General features: G+C 67.6%; 22 protein-coding genes. 8 read left to right on the top strand and 14 right to left on the bottom strand.

Annotation, left to right across the window (positions count from 1 at the left end; genetic code table 11):
* Nucleotides 1–2: 2 nt before the first annotated feature.
* From rsmB to def, 4 genes are all read right to left on the bottom strand, one after another.
* Complete coding sequence (gene rsmB, locus LIN44_RS01355; RefSeq protein ID WP_227313229.1) at nt 3–1,442, bottom strand: 16S rRNA (cytosine(967)-C(5))-methyltransferase RsmB; 1,440 nt, start codon at nt 1,440–1,442, stop codon at nt 3–5.
* Nucleotides 1,443–1,584: 142 nt separating this feature from the next.
* The gene (htpX, locus tag LIN44_RS01350; protein ID WP_018005006.1) at nt 1,585–2,445 is read right to left on the bottom strand and encodes a zinc metalloprotease HtpX; all 861 of its coding nucleotides are present in this window, start codon (nt 2,443–2,445) and stop codon (nt 1,585–1,587) included.
* 178 nt (nt 2,446–2,623) lie between these two features.
* Nucleotides 2,624–3,637, bottom strand: a complete 1,014-nt coding sequence (gene fmt, locus LIN44_RS01345; RefSeq protein ID WP_227313228.1) for a methionyl-tRNA formyltransferase — start codon at nt 3,635–3,637, stop codon at nt 2,624–2,626.
* Between the two features lie 153 nt (nt 3,638–3,790).
* Nucleotides 3,791–4,297 (bottom strand): peptide deformylase, encoded by a 507-nt coding sequence (gene def, locus LIN44_RS01340; protein WP_018005004.1) that lies wholly within the window; start codon nt 4,295–4,297, stop codon nt 3,791–3,793.
* Between the two features lie 160 nt (nt 4,298–4,457).
* Between def and LIN44_RS01335 the strand changes: the two genes are divergently transcribed.
* From LIN44_RS01335 to LIN44_RS01320, 4 genes are all read left to right on the top strand, one after another.
* Nucleotides 4,458–5,639: a LysM peptidoglycan-binding domain-containing protein gene (locus LIN44_RS01335; protein ID WP_227313227.1), complete on the top strand. Its 1,182-nt coding sequence runs from the start codon at nt 4,458–4,460 to the stop codon at nt 5,637–5,639.
* A 7-nt stretch (nt 5,640–5,646) separates the two neighbouring features.
* Nucleotides 5,647–6,837 carry a DNA-processing protein DprA gene (gene dprA, locus LIN44_RS01330; protein WP_227313226.1) on the top strand — a complete coding sequence of 397 codons (1,191 nt, stop codon included), beginning with the start codon at nt 5,647–5,649 and terminating at the stop codon, nt 6,835–6,837.
* An 81-nt stretch (nt 6,838–6,918) separates the two neighbouring features.
* Entirely contained in the window at nt 6,919–7,323 is a 405-nt protein-coding gene (locus tag LIN44_RS01325; protein ID WP_227313225.1) for a thioredoxin family protein, read from the top strand.
* 158 nt (nt 7,324–7,481) lie between these two features.
* Nucleotides 7,482–10,181, top strand: a complete 2,700-nt coding sequence (locus LIN44_RS01320; RefSeq protein WP_227313224.1) for a DNA topoisomerase III — start codon at nt 7,482–7,484, stop codon at nt 10,179–10,181.
* A gap of 78 nt (nt 10,182–10,259) precedes the next feature.
* On the opposite strand, the gene LIN44_RS01315 is transcribed toward LIN44_RS01320, so the two are convergent.
* A complete protein-coding gene (locus LIN44_RS01315; RefSeq protein WP_227313223.1) occupies nt 10,260–11,201 on the bottom strand; it encodes a LysR family transcriptional regulator in 942 nt (313 codons plus the stop codon).
* Between the two features lie 200 nt (nt 11,202–11,401).
* On the opposite strand from LIN44_RS01315, the gene LIN44_RS01310 reads away from it, so the two are divergent.
* Nucleotides 11,402–11,692 carry a hypothetical protein gene (locus LIN44_RS01310; protein WP_227313222.1) on the top strand — a complete coding sequence of 97 codons (291 nt, stop codon included), beginning with the start codon at nt 11,402–11,404 and terminating at the stop codon, nt 11,690–11,692.
* A 269-nt stretch (nt 11,693–11,961) separates the two neighbouring features.
* Here the strand turns inward: LIN44_RS01310 and LIN44_RS01305 are convergent, their stop codons facing one another.
* The 3 genes from LIN44_RS01305 to LIN44_RS01295 form a co-directional block, all read right to left on the bottom strand.
* Complete coding sequence (locus LIN44_RS01305) at nt 11,962–12,420, bottom strand: hypothetical protein (RefSeq protein WP_227313221.1); 459 nt, start codon at nt 12,418–12,420, stop codon at nt 11,962–11,964.
* Nucleotides 12,421–12,643: 223 nt separating this feature from the next.
* Nucleotides 12,644–12,838 carry a YbdD/YjiX family protein gene (locus LIN44_RS01300; RefSeq protein ID WP_012354346.1) on the bottom strand — a complete coding sequence of 65 codons (195 nt, stop codon included), beginning with the start codon at nt 12,836–12,838 and terminating at the stop codon, nt 12,644–12,646.
* A 24-nt stretch (nt 12,839–12,862) separates the two neighbouring features.
* Nucleotides 12,863–14,935, bottom strand: coding sequence for a carbon starvation CstA family protein (locus LIN44_RS01295; RefSeq protein ID WP_227313220.1), 2,073 nt, complete (start codon nt 14,933–14,935; stop codon nt 12,863–12,865).
* A gap of 403 nt (nt 14,936–15,338) precedes the next feature.
* Between LIN44_RS01295 and LIN44_RS01290 the strand changes: the two genes are divergently transcribed.
* Together LIN44_RS01290 and LIN44_RS01285 are read left to right on the top strand one after the other, a co-directional pair.
* Nucleotides 15,339–16,745, top strand: a complete 1,407-nt coding sequence (locus tag LIN44_RS01290) for a cache domain-containing protein (RefSeq protein ID WP_227313219.1) — start codon at nt 15,339–15,341, stop codon at nt 16,743–16,745.
* On the top strand, nt 16,742–17,428 hold the full coding sequence (locus tag LIN44_RS01285) for a response regulator transcription factor (RefSeq protein ID WP_227313218.1): 687 nt from the start codon (nt 16,742–16,744) through the stop codon (nt 17,426–17,428). The genes LIN44_RS01290 and LIN44_RS01285 overlap by 4 nt, the downstream gene beginning before the upstream one ends.
* Nucleotides 17,429–17,585: 157 nt before the next feature.
* On the opposite strand, the gene LIN44_RS01280 is transcribed toward LIN44_RS01285, so the two are convergent.
* The 6 genes from LIN44_RS01280 to LIN44_RS01255 all read right to left on the bottom strand — a co-directional run bounded on the left by LIN44_RS01280 (nt 17,586) and on the right by LIN44_RS01255 (nt 23,037).
* On the bottom strand, nt 17,586–18,698 hold the full coding sequence (locus tag LIN44_RS01280; RefSeq protein WP_227312018.1) for an IS481 family transposase: 1,113 nt from the start codon (nt 18,696–18,698) through the stop codon (nt 17,586–17,588).
* Between the two features lie 143 nt (nt 18,699–18,841).
* A complete protein-coding gene (locus LIN44_RS01275) occupies nt 18,842–20,038 on the bottom strand; it encodes a class I SAM-dependent rRNA methyltransferase (RefSeq protein ID WP_227313217.1) in 1,197 nt (398 codons plus the stop codon).
* A 223-nt stretch (nt 20,039–20,261) separates the two neighbouring features.
* Nucleotides 20,262–20,570 carry a YbeD family protein gene (locus tag LIN44_RS01270; protein ID WP_012351583.1) on the bottom strand — a complete coding sequence of 103 codons (309 nt, stop codon included), beginning with the start codon at nt 20,568–20,570 and terminating at the stop codon, nt 20,262–20,264.
* Between the two features lie 61 nt (nt 20,571–20,631).
* Nucleotides 20,632–21,831 carry a D-alanyl-D-alanine carboxypeptidase family protein gene (locus LIN44_RS01265; RefSeq protein ID WP_227313216.1) on the bottom strand — a complete coding sequence of 400 codons (1,200 nt, stop codon included), beginning with the start codon at nt 21,829–21,831 and terminating at the stop codon, nt 20,632–20,634.
* A 63-nt stretch (nt 21,832–21,894) separates the two neighbouring features.
* A complete protein-coding gene (locus LIN44_RS01260; RefSeq protein ID WP_227313215.1) occupies nt 21,895–22,548 on the bottom strand; it encodes an alpha/beta hydrolase in 654 nt (217 codons plus the stop codon).
* 168 nt (nt 22,549–22,716) lie between these two features.
* Nucleotides 22,717–23,037 (bottom strand): ferredoxin, encoded by a 321-nt coding sequence (locus LIN44_RS01255; RefSeq protein WP_012351580.1) that lies wholly within the window; start codon nt 23,035–23,037, stop codon nt 22,717–22,719.
* Nucleotides 23,038–23,427: 390 nt separating this feature from the next.
* Between LIN44_RS01255 and LIN44_RS01250 the strand changes: the two genes are divergently transcribed.
* Entirely contained in the window at nt 23,428–24,729 is a 1,302-nt protein-coding gene (locus LIN44_RS01250) for a dicarboxylate/amino acid:cation symporter (protein ID WP_227313214.1), read from the top strand.
* Nucleotides 24,730–24,781 lie beyond the last annotated feature (52 nt).

Below are 24,781 nucleotides of genomic sequence, written 5' to 3'. Positions count from 1 at the left end.
GATCAGGCGCGTTTCTGGAAGCGGGCGTAGAAGAAGCCATCGTGATCGGATGGCAGGCTGGTACCGTCGGTGCGGCCAGTGCTGTCAAGGGTGGCCTTGTCACCGTCCGCGCCCGCGGCAAGCGTTGCATGGGTGCCGGGCAGCAGCTGTCCCGGCGCCTGCAATCGTATCGCATCTGCCAGTTGCTCACCAAACCAGCGCGCCTGCTCCTCGCCCTCCGTTGGGAAAATAGAACAGGTGACATAGACCAGGATGCCGCCCGGCTTGAGCAGCGGCCACAGCTGCGAGACGATGCGGCGCTGCTCGGTGATGAGCTTGGCGATATCGGTTTCGCGGCGCAGCCAGCGGATATCGGGATGGCGCCGCACGATGCCCGAGGCCGAGCACGGCACGTCGGCCAGGATGCGGTCGAAGGGCTGCCCGTCCCACCAGTCGGCGGGCCGGCTGGCATCGCCCACCACGATCTTTGCGGACTTGCCCAGGCGCGCCAGGTTCTCGCCGATGCGGGTGGCACGCTGCGCATCGCTCTCGACCGCGGTCACGTCGATATCGGCCAGTTCCAGCAGATGCCCGGTCTTGCCGCCGGGCGCCGCACAGGCATCGAGCACGCGCATGCCGTCGGCCACCTCGAGCAGCGGCGCGGCCAGTTGCGCGCCGGCGTCCTGCACCGACACCACGCCTTCGGCAAAGCCCGGCAACTGGTGCACCGGCACCGCGCGCACCAGGCGCACCGCCTGCGGACCAACCACGTGCCCGGCGAGTCCGGCGTTGGCCAGGTCGGTGCGGTACTGCTGCACCGACACGCGCGCGGTGTTGACGCGTACCGTCATCGGCGGGCGCACGTTGGCGCTGGCGGCCAGCGCCATCCACTGGTCGGGGTAGGCCTCGCGCAGCATGCGCAGCCACCACGGCGGCAGGTTCCAGCGCGCCTGCTCGTCGCGGTTGACTTCGGCCAGCAGCGCCTTGCGTTCGCGCAGGAAACGGCGCAGCACCGCGTTGACCAGGCCGCGCGCATGCGCGGTCTTGGGTTCGGACGCGGCCGCGCTCACGGCCTGGTCGACCACCGTGAAGGTGCTGTAGCCAGGGCGCCCGGCGTCGGCGTCGTGGCGCGCCGGGTCGGCGCCGTCATGCCGCTCGCGCGGGCCCGGGGCATGTTCCAGCAACAGTGCCAGTGCCACCGCCAGCAGGGAATCGACCTGCGCGCCGGGCGGGCGCGTCACCAGCCTGGTCACCAGCGCGCGCGCGGTGCCGAACTGGCGCATGGTGCGGTAGGCGATGTCCTGCAGCGCGCCGCGCGTGGCGGCGTCGCGCACGCGGTCCAGCTTCAGCTGCGCGGCGGCGTCCTCGATCGCCTGGGGCAAGGCCGTGCCTTCGCTGACGGCGCGCACCGCGGCGGCGGCACCAAGCATCTGGAAGGCAAGCGAATCGGGAGGCAGGCGCATATCGGTCAGGCGGCGGATCAGGCAGCGAATGAGGCGGTGAATCGGGAAGGCGTGGGGCGCGGGCCAAAAAAAGCCCGCCGGTCCAGGCGGAACAGCGGGCAGTTTACCTTGTGCCGGGGCCGCGCCCCGGATTTCCGGCGGCTCAGGCCGGGTAGGTGCCGGTCTGTGCCATCTGCATCAGGCGCGCGATGCGTTCCTCGGTGGCCGGATGGGTCGAGAACAGGTTGGCGATGCCGCCGCCCGACAGCGGGTTCATGATCATCATCTGCGCCGTGGCCGGATGCTCCTCGGCGGCCTGGAACGGGATGCCTTGCGCATAGCGATGGATCTTGTCCAGTGCGCTGGCCAGCGCCTGCGGATCGCCGCTGATCTCGGCGCCGCCGCGGTCGGCTTCGAATTCGCGCGCGCGCGAGATCGCCATCTGGATCAGCGAGGCCGCCAGCGGCGCCAGGATGGCCACGGCAATGCCCGCGATCGGGTTGGTGCGGTTGCCGTTCTCGTCGCGCCCGCCGAAGAACATCGCCATATTGGCCAGCGCCGAGATCGCGCCGGCCATGGTGGCGGCGATGGTCGAGGTCAGGATGTCGCGGTGGCGCACATGGGCCAGCTCGTGCGCCATCACGCCGCGCAGCTCGCGCTCGGACAGCACGCGCAGGATGCCGGTGGTGGCCGCGACCGCGGCATGTTCCGGATTGCGGCCGGTGGCAAAGGCGTTGGGCGCGTCTTCATTGATCAGGTAGACGCGCGGCATCGGCAGGCCGGCGCGCTGCGCCAGGTCCTGCACCATGCCGTAGAACTGCGGCGCGCTGCCGGCATCGACTTCCTGCGCGTTGTACATGCGCAGGACCATCTTGTCCGAGAACCAGTAGGAGAAGAAGTTCATGCCCAGCGCGATCAGCAACGCGAACATCATGCCGCTGCGCCCGCCGATCATGCCGCCGATGACGATGAACAGCGCCGTGATGGCCGCCATCAGCATGAAGGTCTTGACCCAGTTGAACATTGCGGTGATCTCCGTGTAATCGTGACGCGCCCGGAAAAGCTGACGCGATGCCCGTTAGATAGGGGCCGATCGTAGAAAATTCAACGGCCGTTCAACGGCATCCGCAATGCTGCACACCCGCGCAGCAGGGCGCTGTGCGCGGCACTTCAGGCGCCATGTGCGGCAAAGGGCTGCCGGCTCACGCCGCCGCGGCGCCGTTACCTGGCACCGCGCAGCGCGTACCCGGCGGCAGCGGCAGGCCTTGCAGGAACTGCTGCGCCGGCTGGCGGCGCCCGCCCGGCTTCTGCAGCTCGGTAACCTGCAGCGCGCTGCCCTCGCCGCAGGCGATCAGGATGCCCGTGGCGTCGGCCGCCAGCACTGTGCCGGGAGGATGCGGCAGGCTGCTGGCCGCCGCCAGCGGCACGGCCTGCCAGCACTTGATCACGGTATCGCCCACCTGCACGGTCGCGCCCGGGAACGGGTTGAAGGCGCGCACCTGGTTGGCCAGTTCGGCGGCCGGGCGGCGCAGGTCCAGCGGCGCTTCGTCCTTGGCGATCTTTTCGGCGTAGGTGACGCCGTGCTCGGGTTGCGGCGTGGCCGCCAGCGGCCGGCCGGCGTCCAGTTGCCGCAGCGCGTCGACGATCATGCGTGCGCCGAGCGCGGCCAGCGTGTCGTGCAGCGTGCCGGTGGTGTCGTCCGCGCCGATCGGCACGGCTTCGCGCGTGAGCATGTCGCCGGTATCGAGCCCCTCGTCCATCTGCATCAGGGTGATGCCGGTCTCGGCGTCGCCCGCCTCGATGGCGCGGTGGATCGGCGCCGCGCCGCGCCAGCGCGGCAGCAGCGAGCCATGGATATTCAGGCAGCCCAGCCGCGGCAGCGTCAGCACCTCGGCCGGCAGGATCAGGCCGTAGGCCGCCACCACCATGACATCCGGGGCGATGCCGGCGAGTGTTTCGATGGCCGCGGCAGCCTCTTCCGGATACTTGCCCTGGCGGCGCAGCGAACGCGGCTGCAGCACCGGCGCCAGGCCATTGGCGACGGCGAACTGCTTCACCGGGCTGGCCTGCAGCTGCATGCCGCGGCCCGCGGGCCGATCGGGCTGGGTCAGCACGGCGACGACCGGAAATCCGGCGGCGTGGATGGCTTCCAGCGCGACGCGCGCAAACTCGGGCGTGCCGGCAAAGGCGACACGCAAGGGGCTGGCTTGGGACATGGCAGGTTCCGTGGCCTGAAATGGCACCGGCCGCTATAGCGGCCGGTATCGTGGTTCTTCGGAAGTCATAAAGATAACAGACCCCGCGCCGATGCCGCACGCGGCTGGCCGGATTCCGGCGGGCTGTTACATCTTTATTGCCGCTGCGGCGGCTTACATGCGGGTGCGTTCGCGCTTCTGCAGCTTGCTCTTGATGCGGTTGAGCTTGAGCGGCGACAGGTACTCGACAAAGACCTTGCCGCGCAGATGATCGATCTCATGCTGGATGCACACCGCCAGCAGGTCGTCGGCGTCGAGCTCGAAGCTCTCGCCCTTCTCGTTGAGCGCGCGCACGCGCACGCGGTCGGGGCGCTCGACGCGGTCGTAGACCTCGGGCACCGACAGGCAGCCCTCTTCCCACACCTTGCGGTTGTCGCTGGCCCAGACGATTTCCGGGTTGATGAAGACTTGGAGCTGGTCGCGCGTTTCCGAGACGTCGATCACCACCACCTGCTCGTGCACGTTGACCTGGGTCGCGGCCAAGCCGATGCCGGGCGCTTCGTACATGGTTTCCGCCATGTCCTTGACCAGCTGGCGGATGCGGTCGTCCACCGCGGCCACGGGTTTGGCAACGGTGTGCAGGCGGGGATCGGGGTAGGTCAGGATGTCGAGTTTTGCCATGATGCTGGGGCGCAACGCCGGCTGCTGCCGGCAACCGGGCCGCGTTGCGGCGGCGGATGTTTACATGCAGAATCGGGGCGCAAGTACAAAAATTCAAGGCGCGCCGCAACAGGCACGCTCTCCCGGGTCAATCCGGCCGAACCACCGGCCGGTCAGGAAAATGCGCGATCTTACCAAAGAACACCAGGCGGCGTCGGGCCGCAGGCTGCACGCGTTCATCCCCACTTTTGCTTATCCGTTATTGAGTGCCGCGGTCTTCACCGCCGCGGCCGCGCTGCCGGCGCTGGCGGCGGACCTGACGGTCACGCCGGCGCAGCAGGCCGAAGCTCAGCGCACCGCCCGGCACGGCATTCCCGTGTCCGACCTTGCCGCCAACGCGCCATCGCAATATACCGTGCGCGCCGGCGACACGCTGTGGGGCATCTCCGGCCGCTTCCTGCGCCAGCCGTGGCGCTGGCCCGAACTGTGGGGCATGAACCGGCAGCAGATCCGCAATCCGCACCTGATCTACCCGGGCCAGATCCTGTACCTGATCCAGCGCGACGGCCGTGCCTGGCTGTCGACCACGCCGGGCGGCAGCGACACCGTGCGCCTGTCGCCGCAGATGCGCAGCGGCGCCGCCGACAGCGCCGCCATCCTGAGCATCCCGGCCGCCGATATCGAGCCCTTCCTGATCCGGCCGCTGGTGGTCGACCAGGGCACGCTCGACACCTCGGCCCGCATCGTGGCGGTGTCGGAATCGCGCGTCATCCTGGGCCGCGACGACACCGGCTATGCACGCGGCATCCCCGCCGACGCACCGCAGGGCAGCGACTGGCAGGCCTACCGCCCGCTTACCCCGGTGCGCGATCCCGTGACCCAGGCCGTGCTTGGCTACGAGGCCGAATATGAAGGCAATGTGCGCCTGGCGCGCGGCGCGCAGGGCCCGGACGCGGTCTCGACCATGCAGGTGACGCAGGCCAGGCAAGAAATGGGCGTCGGCACGCTGCTGATGCCGCAGCCCGCGCGCGAAGCCTTGCGCTACGTGCCGCACGCGCCCGATGCGCAGCTCGACGGCCGCGTCGCCAAGGTCTATGGCGGGGTGGAGTTCGGTGGCGCCAGGCAGGTGGTGGTGCTCAACCTCGGCAGCCAGGCCGGGGTGGAACCGGGCCATGTGCTGGCGCTGTCGCGCACCGGCGAAACCGTGACCGACAAGACCGACAGCAACCGCGCCATCCGGCTGCCGGACGAGCGCTACGGGCTGGCCTTTGTCTTCCGCGTGTTTCCCGGCGTCTCGTATGCGCTGGTCACCGACGCTTCCAACGTGATCGCGGTCGGCGACCGGGCCACCTCGCCGCGCTGAGCCGCTCTTGCCGACCTCCCCGGCGGCGCCCGTCGGCGCCGCATCCCTTTGCCATGCCGGTGCCGGCGCGCCGGCCGTCATCCGCGATGCCGACGACCTGAAGGCCTGGCTGCAGCTGGCCTGTGCCCCCGGCGTCGGCCCGGTCGCGGTGCGCCTGCTGCTGGCGGCGTTCGGGCTGCCGCAGCAGGTGTTGGCGCAGAGCGTGACGGCGCTGTCCGCCGTGGTCCCGGCCAAGCTGGCCCGCGCGGTACTGGCCCGGCCGGGCGCGCGGCTGCCGGCGCTGGTCGAACGCACGCTGGCGTGGCTCGGCACGCCCGGCAACCGCCTGCTGACGCTGGCAGATGACGCCTACCCTCGCCGCCTGTTCGACCTGCACGATCCGCCGCCGCTGCTATATATCAAAGGCGATCCCGCATTGCTGGCCCGCCCCGCGGTCGCCATCGTCGGCGCGCGCAATGCCACCGAGCAGGGCAAGCGCGATGCGCAAACTTTCGGGCGCGAGCTGTCCGAGTCGGGCCTGACGGTGATTTCGGGCCTGGCGCTGGGCATCGACGCCGCCGCCCATGCCGGCGGCCTGCAGGGCTGCGGCGGCACCATCGCGGTCACGGGGACGGGGGCCGACCGGGTCTACCCGGCCGACAACCTGGACCTGGCCCACGAGGTCGCCGGGCGCGGCGCCGTGGTCACGGAATTTCCGCTCGGCATGCAGGGCATGCCGGCCAACTTCCCGCGCCGCAACCGCATCATCGCGGCGCTGGCGCACGGGGTGCTGGTGGTGGAGGCGGCGGCAAGATCGGGCTCGCTGATCACCGCGCGCCTGGCCGCGGAACTCGGGCGCGAGGTGTTCGCGGTGCCCGGATCGATCCACGCGCCGTTGTCACAGGGTTGCCACCTGCTGATCCGTCAGGGCGCCAAGCTGGTCGAGCGTACCGGCGACGTGCTCGAAGAAATCAACCTTGGGCCGGCCGCACCGGTCCGCGGCGAGCCGACCGCGCCGGCGGTGGCTTCGGACCAGTCTGAATTTGCCGATCCCGCCGACCCCCTGCTGGCCGCCCTCGGCTACGATCCGGTTACGCTGGATGCGCTGTGCGAGCGCAGCGGCCAGCCCCCGGATGCGGCCGCGGCGCGCCTGCTGGAACTGGAACTGGCCGGGCATGCCGAGCGTCTACCGGGAAACCTCTTCCGGCGCCTGGCGTGAAGGCCTCGCCGGGGAGCGCGCGCAATACCGATACAATCGCCGGCTGTCCGTGTGTCGCGGGCAGCTCATGTTTCCGATGCCATGACCGTTTACTTTCCTGAACGTGATGCCGGCGCCATTGCCGAGTGCCTGGCGGCGCGGCCGCAAGGCCGCCTGGTCGCGTGCCTGTGCGCGCAGTGGTGCGGCACGTGCCGGGATTACCTGGTGGCGCTGACGGCGCTGGCCGCGCGCCATCCGGACGATTGCTTTGTCTGGATCGATATCGAGACCCATGCGGATGCGCTCGGCGATATCGATATCGAGAATTTCCCGACCGTGCTGGTGCAGCCGGCCGCCGGTGGCACGCCGCAGTTCTATGGCACCCTGCTGCCGCATATCGAGGTGCTCGAGCGCATGCTCACGCGCGGCGCGGCCATGCCGGCGCCCGCGGAAGACGTGCCGGAGGTGCTGGACTGGTTGCTTGACGGGGGGCGCGGCGGCGCCTAGGCGGCGCGCGCGAAGGCAGGCGAGCCGCCATGAGGCTGGCTTGCACCGCCGTCGAAACCGCGCTTATTATTGGCGCCTCATAGCCCCCCGGCGTTCTGATTACTACGTTTGCAGTGCAATTAGCGGGTTGCCGGATGCAGCCCGCAAGGACCCTTCCCATGTCAAAAGCCCTCATCATCGCGGAAAAACCGTCGGTCGCGGCGGATATCGCCCGTGCCCTCGGGGGGTTTACCAAGCACGACGAGTATTTCGAGAGCGACGACTACGTGCTGTCCTCCGCCGTCGGCCACCTGGTCGAGATCGCCGCGCCGGACGAATACGAGGTCAAGCGCGGCAAGTGGAGCTTCGCCAACCTGCCGGTGATCCCGCCGCACTTCGACCTGCGCCCGATAGCCAAGACCGAGTCGCGCCTGAAAGTGCTGAACCGGCTGATCAAGCGCAAGGACGTGACCGCGCTGATCAACGCCTGCGACGCGGGGCGCGAAGGGGAACTGATCTTCCGCCTGATCGCGCAGCAGGCCAAGGCCAAGCAGCCGGTGCGCCGGCTGTGGCTGCAATCGATGACGCCGCAGGCGATCCGCGACGGCTTTGCCGCCCTGCGCGAAGACGAAGACATGCTGCCGCTGGCCGACGCCGCGCGCTGCCGCTCCGAGGCCGACTGGCTGGTCGGCATCAATGGCACGCGCGCCATGACCGCCTTCAACAGCAAGGGCGGTGGCTTCTTCCTGACCACCGTGGGCCGCGTGCAGACGCCGACGCTGTCGATCGTGGTGGAGCGCGAAGAGAAGATCAAGCACTTCGTGCCGCGCGACTACTGGGAAGTGCGCGCCGAGTTCATCGCCGCCGCCGGCCTGTATGAAGGCCGCTGGTTCGACCCCAAGTTCAAGAAGAACGAGTTCGACCCCGAGGCGCGCGAGTCGCGGCTGTGGAGCGAGGCCGAGGCCAAGAGCATCGTCGCCGCCTGCCGCGACAAGCCGGGCACCGTCACCGAGGAATCCAAGCCGTCGACGCAGCAGTCGCCGGCGCTGTTCGACCTGACCACGCTGCAGCGCGAGGCCAACTCGCGCTTCGGCTTCTCGGCCAAGAACACGCTGGGCCTGGCACAGGCGCTGTATGAAAAGCACAAGGTCCTGACCTACCCGCGTACCGACGCGCGCGCGCTGCCCGAGGACTACATGGACACGGTCAAGCAGACCATGGACATGCTCGCCGACAGCTCGCCCAACTACCTGCCGCACGCCAAGAAGATCCTGGCGCAGGGCTGGGTCAAGCCGAACAAGCGGATCTTCGACAACAGCAAGATCAGCGACCACTTCGCCATCATCCCGACGCTGCAGGCGCCCAAGAACCTGTCCGAGCCGGAGCAGAAGCTGTACGACCTGGTGGTGCGCCGCTTCCTGGCGGTGTTCTTCCCGGCGGCCGAGTTCCAGGTCACCACCCGCATCACGGAAGTGGCGGGGCACCACTTCAAGACCGAAGGCAAGGTGCTGGTCAACCCGGGCTGGCTGGCGATCTACGGCCGCGAGGCGCAGGGCAAGGATGGGAAGGACGACGCCGCCAACCTGGTGCCGGTGGCGAAGGACGAGAAGGTCAAGACCGACAAGGTCGAAGGCGTCGGCCTGACCACCAAGCCACCTGCGCGCTACAACGAAGCGACGCTGCTGTCCGCCATGGAAGGCGCCGGCAAGCTGGTCGACGACGACGCGCTGCGCGAAGCCATGGCCGGCAAGGGCCTGGGCACGCCGGCCACGCGCGCCGCCATTATCGAAGGGCTGCTGACCGAGAAATACCTGGTGCGCGAAGGCCGCGAGCTGATCCCCACCGCCAAGGCGTTCCAGCTGATGACGCTGCTGCGCGGCCTGGGCGTGCAGGAACTGACGCAGGCCGAGCTGACCGGCGAGTGGGAGCACAAGCTCTCGCAGATTGAGCGCGGCCGCCTCAAGCGCGACGAGTTCATGCGCGAGATCGCGCAGATGACGCAGCAGATCGTCAAGCGCGCCAAGGAATACGACAGCGACACCATCCCCGGCGACTACGCCACGCTGGACACGCCGTGTCCGCAGTGCGGCGGCCAGGTCAAGGAGAACTACCGCCGCTTTGCCTGCACCGCGTGCGAATTCTCGATCAGCAAGATCCCGGGCGGCCGCCAGTTCGAGATCGAGGAAGTCGAGGAACTGCTGCAGAAGAAAGAGATCGGTCCGCTGCAGGGCTTCCGCAGCAAGATGGGCCGCCCGTTCGCCGCCATCCTCAAGCTCGGCAAGGACGACGAAGGCCATTACAAGATGGAGTTCGACTTCGGCCAGAGTGACGACGACAACGACGGCGAGCCGGTCGACTTCAGCGGCCAGCAGCCGGTGGGAACGTGCCCGAAGTGCGGCGGCTCGGTGTTCGAGCACGGCATGAAGTACGTCTGCGAGAACAGCACCACCAGCCCGAAGAGCTGCGACTTCACCACCGGCAAGATCATCCTGCAGCAGGAAATCAGCCGCGAGCAGATCGGCAAGCTGCTCAACGAAGGCAAGACCGACCTGCTGACCGGCTTCAAGTCGTCGCGCACCGGCCGCAACTTCAAGGCCTTCCTGGTCAAGCAGCCGGACGGCAAGATCGGCTTCGAGTTCGAGGCGCGCGAACCCAAGGCCGGCGCCAAGACGGCGGCCAAGGCTCCGGCCAAGGCGGCATCGCGCGGCACGGCGGAAGCCGAAGCGGCGCCGGCAACCAAGACGGCCGCCAAGACTGCCGGCAAGACCGCGGCCAAGACCGCTGCCGCCAAGGCGCCGGCGAAGAAGGCCGCGGCAAAGAAGGCACCCGCCAAGACCGCCGCGGCAAAGAAGACGCGCGCGGCAGCGGCCGGCGAGTAAGCGCGGCCGCCCACGCAAAAAACGCCCGGCATGGCCGGGCGTTTTGTCTTTTGCGTCGCGCCACACGGGCGCGGCGGTTCAGGTACGCAAGGCGTGGGCGCCCAGGCTGGCGACCGGGTGCGCCTCCTTGCCCCGCACCTGCCCTTCCTCCAGCAGGAAGTCGATAAAGGCGCGCACCTTGGTGGGCAGGAACTTGCGGCTCGGATAGACCACGCTGACATCGCGCCGGGGCAGCTGGTACTGCGGCAGCACGTGCACCAGCCGGCCCGCTTCGATATTGGGCCGTGCCAGGTAGGACGAGAGCATGGCCACGCCCATGTCCGCCAGCGCGGCCTGGTGCGCCAGCTCGGCGTTGCTGCACAGCAGCCCCGGGCGGATCGGCACGGTCACCTCGCCTTCGGGCCCGAGCAGCGTCCATTCGTGCTCGGCGTTGGGCAGCCGCATGGCGATGCAGCGATGGTGGCTCAGCTCATGGGCGTGGCGGATCGGTGCATGCGCCGCGACATAGCCGGGCGAGGCGCACAGGATCACTTCGGCCGACAACAGCGGGCGCGCTACCAGGTGCGAGCCCAGTCCCAGGTCGGACAGCATCACGGCCACGTCGCGGCCTTCCTCGACGATATCGACATTGCGGTCCGACAGGATCACGTCGAAGACCACGTCCGGGTAAAGCTGCTGGAAGCGCGACAGCAGCTCGGGCAGCAGGTGCAGGCCGAACATCACCGGCGTCACCAGGCGCAGCGTGCCGGACAGCGACTGGCTGCGGGCGGTGACTACGCTCTCGGCTTCCTCCACGTCTTCCAGGATCTGCTGGCAGCGTTGCAGGTAGGTTTCGCCGGCATCGGTCAAGGACAGGCTGCGCGTGGTGCGGTTGAGCAGGCGCGTGCCGAGGTGGCTTTCCAGGTCGGCCACGTAGCGCGTGACCACTGCGTTGGACATTTCCAGCTGCTGCGCTGCACGCGCGAAGCTGCCGAGCTCCACCACTTTGGAAAACACACGCATCGACTGCAAGCGATCCATGACATAGTCTCCCGTTTCTATGCTGAATTCTTACGCAATCAGCCTATTTTATTGTCCGAATCAAAACTAATCATTGTGGATCCTGATATTTATTGATATGAGGGAAATGCCTAATATCTAGCCATCGGATGCCGCAATGCAACATGCCTTCACCTGAAGGTGCTGAATCAGGCATCCAAGCTACAAGAAAGGCCTGAATCATGAAAACCAACCGCTACGCCCTCATCGCTGTCGCCACCGTCGCCGCCGCCCTCTCCGCCGCGCCGGCCTTTGCCAAGAACGGCAAGTTCGACGTCTACACCGACGGCGCCAAGGTGGCCAGCTTCGACGTCTACGCCGACGGCGCCCGCACTGGCAAGTTCGACCCGTACACGGACGGTGCCAAGGCCGGCAAGTTCGACACCTTCACCGACGGTGCCCGTACCGGCAAGTTCGACACCTTCTCCGAAGGCGCGAAGTACGACACCACAACCGACCGCGCGCCGCTCTGAGCCGGCGCGGTCCACTGCTTGAACCTGGTCTCCACAGGTCTTTAGGAGAGCGCCCCGCGCCTCTCCCGCTTTATTGGAGAAGAAGCCCGCACCGGTCCCGGTGCGGGCTTCTTTGTTTCTGGCGCCGGCAGATCCGGCCCTGAACTGTGACCGATTATGCCAGACGCCGCAACGCAACAAGGTCGGGCGGATACTCAAAGATACCCAGCGGTGGCGGCGCCAAAATAAAAACGGGCCATGACGGCCCGTTTTGCTGACCCCGCTGCGACTTAATCGTCGTAGCGGTGGCGATGATGGTGCTTGTGCTTCTTGCGCTTGTAATGGCTCTTGTTGTAGTAGCGGCGATCGTCGTCGTACGAGTTGTTGCGCGAGATATTGCCGCCCAGCGCCGCGCCCGCGCCGCCACCCAGGCCGGCACCGATCAGGCCGCCGGTGCGCCCGCCCATGGCGTTGCCGGCCGCAGTGCCGGCGCCACCGCCCAGCGCGCCGCCGATGATGGCGCCGGTGCGCTCGCGGCGGTTTGACGTGACCGCGCCACCGGCGCCGCCGCCCACCGCACCGCCGATCACGGCGCCGGTGCTGCCACCGAGCGCGCCGCCGACCGCGGCACCGGCGACCCCGCCCAGTGCGCCGCCAAGGGCATTGTTCATGTCGCCCGCGATGGCCGGCAGCGCGCAGGCCGCCAGGGCAAGGGCAACGGTCAGGTTGCGAACGGGATGGCGAGTCATATGTTTTTTCCTCGAATTGCCATGATGTGTCGCAAGTGTAGATAAGGAGCTGCGCCGTTGCTGTAACCACCTGTAAAGCCCTGTAACCCCCTGCAGAAACGGTATCGGGCGATTACAAGGCGCGGTGAAAATACAACACTTAATAAAAAGACAGGCGATCATGTGATCGCCTGTCTGCATTGTCTGCCGCCCGATCGGTTCGGCAGCAAAGGCTATCGTGCGCTCAGCAGCACTTGCCCTGCCCGCCGCCGTAGCGTGCCTCCTGGCGCTCGCGGAAGAACTCTTCGTAGCTCATCGGCGCCCGGTCAGGGTGCGTGCTTTCCATGTGCGCCACATAGGTCTGGTAATCGGGCAGCCCGACCATCAGCCGCAGCGACTGCCCCAGGTACCGGCCCATGGTGCCGAGTTGTTCCAGCATGGCGGCTCCTTGTCGGGTTCAGGATCAGGATTGGGCCGAAGCGGCGCCCGGCAGGGGCTCGAACGGCGTTTCCTTGTCGGTCGGGCGGTTCACCGCGCGGGCCTGCAGCGCGGTCTTGAAGCCGTAGAACACGATCGACAGCACCACCACCATGAACAGCGCGCACAGGCCCGCGTCCAGGTAGTCGTTGAAGACGATGCGGTGCATCTGCTCCATCGACTTGGCCGGCGCCAGCACCTTGCCTTCGGCAATGGCGGCGCTGAACTTGGCGGCGTGGGTCAGGAAGCTGACCTTCGGGTCGGCATGGAACAGCTTCTGCCAGCCGGCGGTCAGCGTGCAGATCAGCAGCCACACGGTCGGTACCAGCGTGACCCAGGCATACTGGCCGCGCTTCATCTTGACCAGCACGCAGGTGCCCAGCACCAGCGCCACCGCGGCCAGCATCTGGTTGGAGATGCCGAACAGCGGCCACAGCGTGTTGATGCCGCCGAGCGGATCGACCACGCCCTGGTACAGGAAGTAGCCCCAGGCCGCCACCGTCAGCGCGGTCGCGATCAGGTTGGCCGGCAGCGAGTCGGTGCGCTTCATCGACGGCACGAAGCTGCCCAGCAGGTCCTGCAGCATGAAGCGGCCGGCGCGGGTGCCCGCGTCGACGGCGGTCAGGATGAAGAGCGCCTCGAACAGGATGGCGAAGTGGTACCAGAACGCCATCATGGCCTGGCCGCCGACCACCTGGTGCAGGATGTGGGCGATGCCCACGGCCAGCGTCGGCGCGCCGCCGGCGCGCGAGATGATGGTGTTCTCGCCGACGTCCTTGGCGGTCTGCACCAGCACGTCGGGCGTGATCACGAAGCCCCAGGTCGAGACCGCCTGGGCCACCGCCTCGGGCGTGGTGCCGATCACCGCCGCCGGGCTGTTCATGGCGAAGTACACGCCGGGCTCGATCACCGCGGCGGCGACCAGCGCCATGATCGCGACGAAGGACTCGGCCAGCATCGCGCCGTAGCCGATGAAGCGCGCGTGGGTTTCGTTCTCCAGCAGCTTGGGCGTGGTGCCCGACGAGATCAGCGCGTGGAAGCCCGACACCGCGCCGCAGGCGATGGTGATGAACAGGAACGGGAACAGGTTGCCCGACCACACCGGCCCGCCGCCCGCGGCGAACTGCGTGAAGGCCGGCATCTTCAGTTCCGGCGCGACGATCAGGATGCCGACGGCCAGCGCGATGATGGTGCCGATCTTCAGGAAGGTCGACAGGTAGTCGCGCGGGGCCAGCAGCAGCCACACCGGCAGCACGGCGGCGACAAAGCCGTAGATGATCAGCATCCAGGTCAGCGCCTTGCCGTCGTAGGTGAACAGCGGCGCCAGCGTCGCGCTTTCATGCACGTACTGGCCGCCGATGATGGCCAGCATCAGCAGCACGAAGCCGATCACCGAGACCTCGCCGATGCGGCCCGGGCGGATGTAGCGGGTGTAGATGCCCATGAAGATCGCGATGGGGATCGTCACCGCCACGGTGAAGGTGCCCCACGGCGAGTCCGCCAGCGCCTTCACCACGATCAGCGCCAGCACCGCCAGGATGATGATCATGATCATGAAGCAGCCGAACAGCGCGATCATGCCCGGCACCGTGCCCATCTCGGACTTGACCAGGTCGCCCAGCGAGCGGCCGTCGCGGCGCGTCGAGATGAACAGCACCATGAAGTCCTGCACCGCGCCGGCGAACACCACGCCGGCCAGCAGCCACAGCATGCCGGGCATGTAGCCCATCTGCGCGGCCAGCACCGGGCCCACCAGCGGGCCGGCGCCGGCAATCGCGGCGAAGTGGTGGCCGAACAGCACCGCCTTGTTGGTCGGCACGTAGTCCAGGCCATCGTTATGGCGCCACGCCGGCGTCATGCGCTTGGGATCGAGCTGCATCACCTTGTCGGCGATAAAGCGGCTGTAGTAGCGATAGGCGATCAGGTAGATGCAGAGCGCGGCAACCACGATCCACAGCGCGCTGACGGCTTCGCCGCGCGCCAGCGCGACGGTGCCGAAGGCAAACGCGCCAAGGACGGCGACGGCCAGCCACACCAGGTGTTCTCCGATGCGATTCATAGTGAAGGGTCTCCTCAGACCGGGATTTGAAAAGCCTGCGGCGGCGAAGGACTGGCAACTGGCAACGGGCAGGATCGGCAGCGGGGGTGCGCCGAGGGCGGGCAGCGGGGCAATCCGGCGGTGAGGGTGTCTCCTGGGATGCTGCTGCTCGCCCGGTTGTGTCGTCGTTTCCGGATCTCGTCTTGCAGGCAGGCGATGCACCGTCCGGGTGTGGACGGTGCACCAGCTGCGTCGGCGCATGCGCCCTGCTGGGGCGGCGGCGCTTTCGGCGTGTAGTATTGACACCCGCCAAACCCCGCACAAGCGCGTAACTACGCAGCACTTCTGCGTAGTACTACGCAAGTCGACGGTGGCATGCCGCCTGCGCGGCATCGGTGTTTACCCCCGATCCCCCCGGTCCTGTATGAAACTCCGCCAGAAGATCCTGTTGCTCGCCGTGGCGCCGCTTGCGGTGGCGATGCTCGGCATCGCCCTTGCCGTGCGCTTCCAGGCCACCCAGCTGGCGCAGCATGAGCGCGCGCTGGTCGAGGCCGCCTACCTGCAGAGCAAGGAGACCGAACTGCGCCACTACGTGGAACTGGCGCAGAGTGCGATCGCGCCGCTGGTGCGCTCCGGCCGCAACGACGCCGCCACGCGCCAGGCGGCGATGGAAGCGCTGGCGCGGCTGGATTATGGTCCCGACGGCTACTTCTTCCTGTACGACCTGCAGGGCCGCAACCTGATGCATCCGCGCCAGCCCGAGCTGGTCGGCCAGGACTTGTGGACGCTGCGCGACCCGCAGGGCGCGCCCACCATCCAGCAACTGATCGCCGCCGCCCGGGGCGGTGGCGGCGCGGTGCGCTACCAGTGGCGCAAGCCCTCGTCGCAGCAGCTGGCGCCCAAGCTTGGCTACGTGGTGGCGGTGCCCGAATGGGGCTGGATGCTCGGTACCGGCATCTACCTGGATGACGTCGAAAGCACGCTGCGCCAGCTCGACGCGCGTGCCGAGACCGATATCCGCGAGACCATGGCGTGGATCGGCGTGATCGCCGGCATCAGCATCCTGCTGGTGGCAGCGAGCGGGCTGGCGCTGAACGTCAGCGAACACCGCGAGGCCGACGCCAAGCTGCGCCAGCTGGCGCAACGCGTGGTGCAGTCGCAGGAAGAAGAGCGCGCGCGGCTGTCGCGCGAGCTGCACGACGGCATCAGCCAGTTGCTGGTGTCGGTCAAGCTGGTGCTGGAGACCGCCGCCAACCGGCTGCGCCTGGCCCCGGCCGACGGCGCGGCGGTGGCGCCGGTGCTGGGCATGGCGCTGAACCGGCTCGACACCGTTTTCAATGAAGTGCGGCGGGTGGCGCGCAACCTGCGCCCCGCGCTGCTGGACGACCTGGGGCTGTTCGCCGCGCTCCAGCACCTGGCGCGCGAGATGCAGGGCGGCAGCGGCCTCGAGATCGTGGTGACGCAGAGCGGCACCCCGCGCGAGCTGCCCGACGAGCAGGCCACGGCGCTGTTCCGCATTGCGCAGGAAGCGCTGACCAACGTCGAGCGCCACGCCGGCGCGCGGCGCGTTGCCGTGTCGCTGGCCTTCGATGCCGATGCCACGCGCCTGGCCGTGCGCGACGACGGCCACGGCTTCGACGTCGCGCGCATGCAGGCCGATCCGCAGCGTGGCATCGGCCTGCGCAACCTGCGCGAGCGCATCGCCGCGCTGTGCGGGCAGTTCGACATCGTTTCCGGCCTGGGCGGCACCCAGATCATCGCCTCGCTGCCGCTGGCCCGCCCCGCCGCCGCCGCGCGCGATGCCATTACCGCAGGACCCTCGCAGTCATGATCCAGTTTCTTGCCGAAGATAGCGAAGCCAGCGAAGCGCCCGCGCGCGTGCTGCTGATCGACGACCACGCGCTGGTGCGCGACGGCATGCGCATGCACCTGGCGCTGCAGCCCGGGCTGCGCGTGGTGGGTGAAGCCGATGACGGCGAAGCCGCGCTGGCGTGGCTGGACCGCGCCGGCGCGGCCGAGATGCCGGACCTGGTGATCACCGATATCGGCATGCGCGGCATGGGCGGGATTGCGCTGGCGGCGGCGCTGCATGACCGCTATCCCGAGCTGGCGGTGCTGATCGTGTCGATGCACGACAACCTGGAATACGTGCGCCAGGCGGTGCGCGCCGGCGCGCGCGGCTATGTGCTCAAGGACGCCCCGGCCGACGAGCTGATCGCGGCGATCCGCTCGGTGCTGGCCGGGCGCGTGTTCTACAGCGCCCGCATCGCGCGCGGCATCGCCGAGCAAAGCCCCGCGGCCGGCCCGCTCGATGCGCTCACGCCGCGCGAGCGCGATATCCTGCGCGGCATTGGCCGCGGCCTGGCCAACAAGGAGATCGCGGCGCAGCTGGGGGTGTCGGTGCGCACCGTCGAAACCCATCGGCTGAACCTGAAGCGCAAGCTGGGGATCGAGGGGCGGGCGGGGTTGGTGAAGTATGCGGTGGAGACGCTGGGGGATAGCGAGGCGGGGTGAATAAACGCCCGCGACGCAAGCGAGAAGAGCGGTATTGGGTGCCCCCAATCCGCCCGGACTTGCCTAATCAAGGTGTTCTCCCTCTCCCCTCATGTGTATGGACCGGGGACATGGGTAACACATGTGCCAGGACATGGGTAACAGTCCAGTCTCCAGTTTAATTGGCCTCCTGTAGGTCTATTGTGGCCACCTTCTGATGGCAGAAGTAGACATCAAAGGTGCCGTCCAAATCCACGCGAGGGCGCAGCGCTACGGGCGTTCCGACCAAGGCTCGTCCGACCCGGAACGTCTTTCCTCGGAAGCAGATGCGCCCGCCGTCGCCTACCTTTCGCACGATGTCATCGCTGCCGTACTCGATAGGCGGGAGCTCGCGCGGCATCGTCCGTGGACTAGGCGCATAGCGGCTTGCGGGTGTCTCCATATCCAGGGCGTGGTGTGGGCGCTTGAAGTTGTACACGTGGCGCCAATGGCTGAAGTGATGCTGCGCATCGTCCAGATCCCGGAAGCGCTGGTTGGCCAACAGCTCTGCCTGCATGGTTCGATGGAAGCGCTCGTCCTTACCGTTGGTCTGCGGATGGCGAGGTCGGCTATGACTGAGCCGCACCCCCAGGCGGATCAGCCAAGCACCCAACGTGGTAAGTGCACGGGGCACTGGAGAACCCCAGGGCGGGCCGTTGTCTGCATTGATGCGCTCGGGCAGCCCATAGCGCGCAAAAGCCTTCTCTAACGCTTCCTGTACGGATTCAAACTGTTCGTTGCCCAAGGCCCTGAGCAGCACATTGAACCGGGAGTGATCGTCCAAGACCGTGAGTGGGTGGCACCGCTGCGTGTCGGTAGCGAAGTGGCCTTTAAAGTCAATTTGCCATAGTGCATTGGGCCGGTCGTGCTCGAAGCGCTGCCAGGCTGTAGCGGCCGAGCTGGCGGCCGGATCGATCAAGCCATGGCGGCGCAGCACCCAATTGACTGTGCTCGGGGCGATTTGGACGCAGTGGTCACGCTCCAGTACGCGTGCGATCTTGCGGGCGCCCCAGGCCGAATGTTCGGCTCGGATCGCTAGCACGCCCTCTTCGACGGCAGCTGGAGTTCGGCCGGGAGAGCTATGTGGCCGCCGAGTTCGGTCGTCCAGATCCTCTCGGTTCAACCACTTGTAACCGGTCTTGCGACTGATGCAGAAGCGGCGGCAAAGCTCCGCAATATTGGCGTCCGCCTGGCGTGCCAGGCGGACGAACTCTTCTCTTTGCTGCTTCACGGTGTTTTGGCTCCAGGGCAACGTTGTCCTCCCGCTGACTAAGCGGGAAAAGTGTTACCCATGTCCTGGCACACCTGTTACCTATGTCCCCGGTCTATACAGCAAGCGGGAGAGGGGAGAAAACAAGCGAACGGCCAGCGCCACAGCCGCTCATTGATCCAGCCTTACCCCACCTTCTCCAGCAGCAACCCCTTCAAATACTCCCCTTCCGGAAACGCCGCCAGCATCGGATGATCCGTGCCGGCCGACAGGCGCCGCAGGATGCGCGCATCCGCCCGCGCATCCGTCACCGCCCCGGCCACGATCTTCTGGAACAGCTCCATGCTGATCGCGCCCGAGCACGAGTACGTGAACAGCAGCCCGCCCGGGCGCAGCAGCTGCGTGCCGACCAGGTTGATTTCCTTGTAGGCGCGCGCGGCGCGGTCGATATGCTGGGCCGACGGCGCGAACTTGGGCGGGTCCAGCACGATCAGGTCGAACTGGCGGCCCTCGGCGCGGAATTCGCGCAGCGTCTTGAACACGTCGGCGTCGAGCCAGGTCGCGCGCTCCGGATCAAACCCGTTCAGCGCCACGTTGCCCGCGGCGATCTTCAGCGCCTCGCCCGACGAATCGATCGACGTCACCGATTGCGCCCCGCCGCGCAGCGCGGCCAGCGAGAAGCCGCCGGTATAGCAGAAGCAGTTCAGCACCTCGCGTCCTTCGGCGAGGTCGCCGACCAGCTTGCGGTTGTCGCGCTGGTCGACATAGAAGCCGGTCTTGTGCCCGTTGCGCACGTCGACGTAATAGCGCACGCCGTGCTCGGTCACCGACAGCGCCGGATCGGGCTCGGCGCCGGCAAGCACGCCGGTCACCAGCTCCAGGCCCTCGCGCTGGCGCACCGCGGCGTCGGAGCGCTCATAGACGTTGGGGCAGCCGGTCTCCTTGACCAGCGCCTGCACGATCGCGGTCTTCCAGTGCTCGACGCCGGCTGAATTGAACTGGCACACCAGCTGGCCCGAGGCGCCGTTGCCGTAGCAGTCGACGATCAGGCCGGGCAGCCGGTCGGATTCGCCGAAGATCAGCCGCACCGCGTCGCTGTCCCGCACCCACTGGCGCCGGTAGGCGATGGCCGCCGCCACGCGGCGCTTGAACAGCGCGTGGTCGACCGGCTCGTTCTCGTCGAAGGTCCACACGCGCGCGCGGATCTGCGATTCGGGGCTGTAGGCGGCCTTGGCCAGGAAGCGGCCGTCGGCGGCGCGCACGATCACGGTGGCGCCCGGCTCGCAGCGCCCTTCGGTAGTGGCGATGCCGGTGGCATAGATCCACGGGTGGCGGCGCAGCAGGGATTTTTCCTTGCCGGGTTTCAGGGTGATGGTGTTCATGTTGGTATGGGGGAGAGAGCGTGCCGCGCCCCGTTGCGCTTTACACGCTGCGGGAGTGGCTCCCCTCTCCCGCGCGCGGGAGAAGGGTTGGGGGTGAGGGCGAGAGCATCAACGTAGTGACGGGCGCCGCAATTGCCAACGCCTGCCCTCACCCCCGCCCCTCTCCCGCAAGCGGGAGAGGGGAGCGAACAATACGGGAGAGAAAGGCCTAAAGCAGTCTGCCTTACAACACCACCTTCACCATCGGATGCGAAGTCAGCGCCCGGTACAGGTCGTCCAGCTGCTCGCGGCTGGTGACCCATACCGTCACGGTCAGGCCCAGGTAGTTGCCCTTGCTCGACGGGCGCATTTCCATCTTGCCGGCGTGGAAGTCAGGATCGAACTCCTGCACCAGCGCGACGATGGCTTCGGCAAAGCCGTCCTGCATCGCGCCCATCACCTTGATCGGGAAGTGGCTGGGGTATTCGATCAGCGACTGCTCCGGCGGAATATCGCCGGGCTTGTTGCCGCTGCCTTGGTTGTCGGTCGTCATCTCAGATTCTCCGGCGCAAGGCCGGCGCGCCGCGGGGCGCACCGGCTCGCGCGCATTCAGGTCACTTGCGCTTGAACCACAGGCGGATGGTGTCCCACAGGCGGCCGAAGAAGCCGGCCTCGGGCACTTCTTCCAGCGCCACCACCGGGAATTCGGCCACCTTGTTGTTGCCGTCCATCAGCTTGACCATGCCCACCTGCTGGCCCGCCGCGATCGGCGCGATCAGCAGTTCCTGGCGCTCCAGCACCGGCTTCAGGCGCCCGCCGGTGCCCTTGGGCACGGTGACGAAGGTCTCGTTCTGCACGCCGATCTTGACCGTGCCGTGCTTGCCCTTGTAGATGTCCGGCGTGGCCAGCACCTGGCCCTTGTCGTACAGGCGCAGCGTGTCGAAGAACTGGAAGCCGTAGTTGAGGATTTTCAGGCTTTCCTGGGTGCGCACCTGTTCGGTGGTGGTGCCGATCACGATCGAGATCAGGCGGCGCGAGCCGTCCGGCACGTTGGCCAGCGGCCGCTTGGCCGACGAGATCAGGCAATAGCCGGCCGACTTGGTGTGGCCGGTCTTGACGCCGTCGACGGTCGAGTCGATGTACAGCAGGCGGTTGCGGTTGGGCTGCCTGATCTTGTTATAGGTGAACTCCTTCTGCGAGTACATGCTGTAGTACTCGGGGAAGTCCTTGATCAGGCGCGTGGTCAGCGTCGCCAGGTCGACCGCGGTGGTGTAGTGGTTGGGGTCGGGGATGCCGTCGGTATTGGTGAAGTGGGTGTTCTTCATGCCCATGCGCTGGGCCTCGCGGTTCATCATCGCGACGAAACCCTCTTCCGAGCCGCCGACGGCCTCGGCCAGCGCCAGCGCGGCGTCGTTGCCCGACTGCACGATCAGGCCCAGCAGCAGGTCCTGCACGGTGACCGGCTTGTTGGGCTCGATGAACATGCGCGACTCGTCGCTTTTGACCTTGAGCACCAGGTTGGTCGGCACCACCGCCTGGTCCAGCGTCAGGCGCTTTTCCTTGAGTGCCTCGAACGCCAGGTAGGCGGTCATCAGCTTGGTCAGCGACGCCGGCTCGATGCGCGCATCGGCGTTCTGCGAGGCCAGGGCCTGACCGCTGGTGACGTCATACAGCATCCACGACTTGGCTGCGACCTGCGGCATCGGCACGCCCTGCGCCAGCACGGCGGCGGGCGCGGTGGCCAGCACGACGGCGGCGGCGATGGCGGCGGGAGCAAAGGCGGACGAAAGGCGTGTCGTGGCTCGATTCAGCATGTTTCTGTTTTCCGACAGTAAGAAGGTGACGCGGGAAGGTTCCGGGCTGGCGGCGTGCCGGCCTTACCGGTCCCACGCATTGACGACGAGCTGCTTGATCAGGTGCAGCTTGCGGTGAAAGAAATGGTCGGCGCCGGGGATCACGATCACCGGCAGCTCTTGCGGGCGGGCCCAGTCGAACACGCTGGCCAGCGGCACGGTGTCGTCCTGTTCGCCGTGGATCACGATGGTGTCGGCCGGCACCTGGGCCACTTCCCAGCGGCTCGCGGCGGTGCCCACCAGCACCAGGCGCTGCGCGGGCGTGCCGGCCTCGGCCAGCCGGCGCGCGACATGGGTGCTGACGAAGCTGCCGAACGAGAACCCGCCCAGCGCCAGCGGCAGCGTCGCGGCCTGCGCCGACCACGCGGTCTGCTGGCGCATCCAGGCCACCACGGCGAGCAGGTCGTCCTGTTCGCCGATGCCGTTGTCATGCGTGCCGGCGCTCGCGCCGACGCCGCGGAAGTTGGGGCGCACGGTGGCATAGCCCAGCTGCACGAAGGCACGCGCCAGCGTCTGCGCGACCTTGTTGTCCTTGGTGCCGCCGAACAGCGGGTGCGGATGCGCCACCAGCGCCAGGCCGCGCAGGGGCACGTCCGGCAGGTTTTGCGGCAGGTCTACCGAGAGCTCGATCGCACCGGCGGGGCCGGCGATGGAAAGTACCTGGGTATGCGCGTTCATGATGGACGGTCGGGATGGCGGTCAGGCAAGCGCCCGGCGCAAGGCCCGGGCAAAAATGAAAAAACCGTCCGGCGTGCGGGCGGCGGGGCATGGCGGTTGCAACGGTTGAAACAGGAGTAAAGCAACAAGCCGGCATAGGCCGGCTTCGGTTCGTTCAGTGCGCCGCCATCAGCGGTCCACCATCAGCCGCTCGACCGGCTTGCCCTTGAGCAGGTGGCTGTCGATGATTTCATCGATGTCGTGCTCGTCGACATAGGTGTACCAGATGGCCTCGGGGTAGACCACCAGCACCGGGCCGAGTTCACAGCGGTTCAGGCAGCCGGCCTTGTTGATGCGCACGCGGCCTTCGCCGCCGGCGATGCCCAGTTCCTTGCAGCGCTTCTTGGCGTATTCCTGCATGGCCTTGGCGTTGTAGTTGGCGCAGCAGTTCTCGCCGGCCTCGCGCTGGTTCAGGCAGAAAAAGACGTGGTGCTGGTAGTAGCTGCGCATGCGTACGGTGTGAAGACGGCCCCGGACGGCGGCACGGCCCGGACGGCATTGAACGGAAGCCTGGAATTATACGGCGTCGCGAGGGCGCGGCCGCGATATGCGGCAGCTTTGCGCACACTGCCATGCACCCCGCGCCGCTGCCAGGTGGCGCCTCGCGCACCCTATGCCGCCCCGCCATTCCGGATCGCCGGAGCCGCCCCGTCCGGGATTCCGGAATCCCGGAGGCCCGGCGCCCGCCCGCCGCCAGCCTTTCCTTGTGAATCAACCAGTTAGCAATACCGGTTGGACTGGCATGCCGGTTGCAAATTCCCGCCCCTGAACGCGCCGCAAGCGTGACGGCGCGCGCCCGCGCGGACCCGCCCGGGTACGGTCAACACCGAGGACGACATCATGAGGAAACCCTTCTACAAGATCCTGTACGTGCAGGTCCTGTTCGCCATCTGCATCGGCATCCTGCTCGGCCATTTCTGGCCCGACACCGGCGTCGCCATGAAGCCGCTGGGCGATGGCTTCATCAAGCTGATCAAGATGATCATCGGCCCGATCATCTTCTGTACCGTGGTCACCGGCATCGCCGGCATGAGCGACATGAAGAAGGTCGGCCGCGTCGGCGGCAAGGCGCTGCTGTATTTCGAGGTGGTGTCGACCTTCGCGCTGCTGATCGGGCTGGGCGCCGCGCACCTGCTCAAGCCGGGCGTGGGCTTCAACATCGACCCGGCCACGCTCGACACCAAGGCCATCGCCCAGTACGTGTCGAAGGCGCACGGCCAGAGCACGGTCGAGTTCCTGATGCACATCATCCCCGACACCGTGTTCAGCGCCTTCGCCAACGGCGACATCCTGCAGATCCTGCTGGTGTCGCTGTTCTTCGGCGCCGCGCTGGCGGTGCTGGGCGAGCGCGCCCGCATCGTGGTGCAGCTGGTCGAGCAGGTCTCGAAGGTGTTCTTCCATATCGTCCACGTGATCACCAAGGTGGCCCCGATCGGCGCCTTCGGCGCGATGGCGTTCACCATCGGCAAGTACGGCCTGGGCTCGCTGGTGCCGCTGCTCAAGCTGATCGGCACCTTCTACTTCACCGCCATCGTGTTCGTGCTGGTGGTGCTGGGCACGATCGCGCGCATGACCGGCTTCAGCATCGTGCGCTTTATCTCGTACATCAAGGAAGAGCTGCTGATCGTGCTGGGCACCAGCTCGTCCGAGGCGGCGCTGCCGCACATGATGGAAAAGCTGGAGAAGCTGGGCTGCTCCAAGTCGGTGGTGGGCCTGGTGGTGCCGACCGGCTACTCGTTCAACCTGGACGGCACCAACATCTACATGACGATGGCGGTGATCTTCATCGCGCAGGCCACCGGCATCGAGCTGACGCTGATGCAGCAGCTGACCATCCTGGCGGTGGCGATGATCACCTCGAAGGGCGCCAGCGGCGTGACCGGCTCGGGCTTCATCACGCTGGCGGCGACGCTGGCGGTGGTGCCGACCATCCCGGTGGCGGGCATGGTGCTGATCCTGGGCATCGACCGCTTCATGAGCGAGTGCCGGGCGCTGACCAACATCATCGGCAACGGCGTGGCCACGGTGGTGGTGTCGGCGTGGGAACGCGAGCTGGACCGCAAGCGCCTGGCGCGCGTGCTGCAGCACGGTGCCGGCGACGATGCCGACGCGCTTGGCGAAGCCGGCCAGCGCGCCGCCTGAAGCGGCCGCACCTCCGACCGCACCTGCGGCCGCGCGCCAGCGGGTATCATCG

The organism is Cupriavidus sp. MP-37, assembly GCF_020618415.1.
Classification (GTDB): Bacteria; Pseudomonadota; Gammaproteobacteria; order Burkholderiales; family Burkholderiaceae; genus Cupriavidus.
The sequence above is the reverse complement of the archived record's forward strand: the minus strand, read 5'-3'. Positions and strand labels throughout refer to the sequence as shown.